The organism is Streptomyces shenzhenensis, from assembly GCF_021462265.1.
Lineage (GTDB): Bacteria > Actinomycetota > Actinomycetes > Streptomycetales > Streptomycetaceae > Streptomyces > Streptomyces shenzhenensis.
Genome location: NZ_JAJONF010000163.1, coordinates 1 through 1,086, shown reverse-complemented (window position 1 = coordinate 1,086; position 1,086 = coordinate 1). Strand labels below are relative to the sequence as shown.

The 1,086-nt window shown below is 67.7% G+C and carries 1 protein-coding gene; it reads left to right on the top strand.

The window, feature by feature from the left end; genetic code table 11:
• On the top strand, nt 1-1,086 hold a 1,086-nt coding region (locus LQ326_RS47245), incomplete at both ends, for an acyltransferase domain-containing protein (protein ID WP_234545388.1).

Sequence of the window (1,086 nt, the reverse complement as noted above, 5' to 3'; positions counted from 1 at the left end):
GAAACCGACCCCGGCCTGCCTCTCACCGACACCGCACACACCCTCGCCACCACCCGCGCCCTCCTCCCCCACCGAGCCGTGGTGCTCGCCGACGACCGCGACCACGCCATCAACGCCCTGCACGCCCTCGCCGAGAACCGACCCACCCCACACCTCATCACCGGCCTGGCCGGACCCACCGGACGCGGACCCGTCTTCGTCTTCCCCGGACAAGGCTCCCAATGGGCCGGCATGGCACGCGACCTCTACACCCACGAACCCGCCTTCCGCACCGCCCTGAACACCTGCGCCCAAGCACTCGACCCCCTCACCCACTGGCCCCTCATCCCCACCCTCACCGGAACCGACGACACCTGGCTCCACCACGTCGACAAAGTCCAACCCGCCCTCTTCGCCGTCATGACCAGCCTCGCCCACCTCTGGACCACCAACGGCATCCACCCCGCCGCCGTCATCGGCCACTCCCAAGGCGAAATCGCCGCCGCCCACATCGCCGGCATCCTCACCCTCAACGACGCCGCACACATCATCACCACCCGCTCCACCGCCATGCGCCACCTCACCGGCCACGGCGGCATGGCCACCATCAACACCAACCCCCACCACATCCAACAACACCTCACCGACCTCGACGCCACCATCGCCGCCCACAACTCCCCCACCACCACCGTCATCACAGGCACCCCCCAAGCCCTCGACCAACTCACCACCCGATGCCACCAACACGGCCTGCACCTCCGCCGCATCAACGTCGACTACGCCTCCCACTCCCCCCAAGTCGACGCCCACCAACAGGAGATCCTCCAAGCCCTCACCCACATCCACCCCCAACCCGCCCAAATCCCCATGATCTCCACCGTCACCGGCCAACCCGTCCAAGGCCCCGAACTCAACGCCACCTACTGGTACACCAACCTCCGCCAACCCGTCCTCTTCCACCAAGCCCTCACCCACCTCATCAACACCGGACACCACACCACCATCGAAACCAGCCCCCACCCCGTCCTCACCCCCGCCATCCAAGAAACCGGCAACCTCACCACCCTCTACACACTCCGCCGAGGGCAGGGCGCGCCGTCCGACTTC